This is a genomic window from Candidatus Thioglobus sp. (assembly GCF_028599055.1).
Taxonomy (GTDB): Bacteria; Pseudomonadota; Gammaproteobacteria; order PS1; family Pseudothioglobaceae; genus Thioglobus_A.
Map to the genome: position 1 here is coordinate 1 of NZ_JAQRMS010000199.1, position 1,925 is coordinate 1,925.

General features: G+C 32.9%; 1 protein-coding gene. It reads right to left on the minus strand.

Annotated features, from left to right (window positions below; genetic code table 11):
* The coding region (locus PSN35_RS07440) for a hypothetical protein (protein WP_300031604.1) at window positions 1-254 on the minus strand (254 nt) is incomplete at its 3' end.
* Window positions 255-1,925 lie beyond the last annotated feature (1,671 nt).

A 1,925-nucleotide genomic window follows, 5' to 3' on the forward strand; every position in this document is an offset into this window, starting at 1 on the left:
GTCTTGTTATTTTTCCTGATCATTGTCTTCTTATTTTTCCTGATCTTTTTTTTCATGATCATTGTCTTGTTATTTTTCCTGAACATTGTCTTGTTATTTTTCCTGATCATTGTCTTGTTATTTTTCATGATCATTGTCTTGTTATTTTTCCTGATCATTGTCTTGTTATTTTTCCTGATAATTTTCTTGTTATTTTTCCTGATCATTGTCTTCTTATTTTTCCTGATCATTGTCTTCTTATTTTTCCTGATCATTGTCTTGTTATTTTTTTCTGATCATTGTCTTGTTATTTTTCCTGATCATTGTCTTCTTATTTTTCCTGATCTTTTTTTTCCTGATCATTGTCTTGTTATTTTTCCTGACCATTGTCTTGTTATTTTTCCTGATCATTGTCTTGTTATTTTTCATGATCATTGTCTTGTTATTTTTCATGATCATTGTCTTGTTATTTTTCCTGATCATTTTCTTGTTATTTTTCATGATCATTGTCTTGTTATTTTTCATGACCATTGTCTTGTTATTTTTCAGATTAAGACTGTAAGATCTGCGATAGTACAGGGAGGATACCAGTATGATGAGTTTTACCAGTTGTTACGAGGGATGGAACCCTGTTTTGTGTTGTGTATTAAAGATTTGAGATCTCAGATTGTACGGGAAGCCTGTATTACCATTGCGTAAGTTGTCTTGAAGATTTGTTTTGTACAATATGAGCTTAAAATCTGTAAAAACATTAATAGTTACCGCATGTTTTTTTTTCCTCGACTATTTTCGTGGTCAGCAAGAACCCATGAGAAAGCAAATACGAACCTATTTATGATATGAAATACATAAAAGTAAAAAACCGGGATGTATTTTATTATTTTATTTTTCAGATATATGTCTCAACTGTTAGGAAGCAAGTTTGATCATTTTGCAGAATCTCAGATGGCTCATCTCATTAACTTAATCCCAAACAGTGCAAAAATCATGGCAACGTCAGGAATCGTTTGTATTCGTTTCATTTTGCAGGTAAGCGATATTTTTAGTACAAGTGAATCATCATCTACATTTTTAATGTAAGATATCTATTAGTGAATACTTTTTTTTTAATCAAATTCACCACCTCATGGGAGCCTCTGTTTTGTCAAATTCACCACCTCATGGGCGCCTCTGTTTTGTCAAATTCATGACCTCATGGGAGCCTCTGTTTTGTCAAATTCATGACGTCATGGGAGCCTCTGTTTTGTCAAATTCATCACGTCATGGGAGCCTCTGTTTTGTCAAATTCATCATGTCATGGGAGCCTCTGTTTTGTCAAATTCATCACCTCATGGGATCCTCGGATTTGTCAAATTCATCACCTCATGGAAGCCTCTGATTTGTCAAATTCATCACCTCATGGGAACCAATGTTTTGTCAGATTCATTACCTCATGGGAGCCTCTATTTTTATCAAAATTACCACGTCATGGGAGCCTCTGTATTGTCAATTTCATATGCAGGCCCTTGGGAACCTCTGTTTTGTAAAATTCATCTGCAGGCCCATGGAACCTTCTGTTTTATCAAATTCAGAAGCAGGCCTATGCGAGCCTCATAGTAAGACTTGATTTATTTGATCTTGTCTTGATACCAGATAGAAATTTCCTATCTGACGATAAAAATTTATTCTATTTATTGTAGTATTTAATTTGTTAAAATAAATATTCTGCATCTATTTTGATTACATTTCAGACATGTTTTAAATATTAAATTGTAATGTTTTTTTGTGATCGTATTTTTCAGTACACCCATGGTAATGTTTGTATTACCTTGTTTTTCAGTAATCTCATGGTAATGTTTGTATTATCTTGTTTTTCAGTACACCCATGGTAATGTTTGTATTATCTTGTTTTTCAGTACACCCATGGTAATGTTTGTATTATCTTGTTTTTCAGTACACCCATGGTA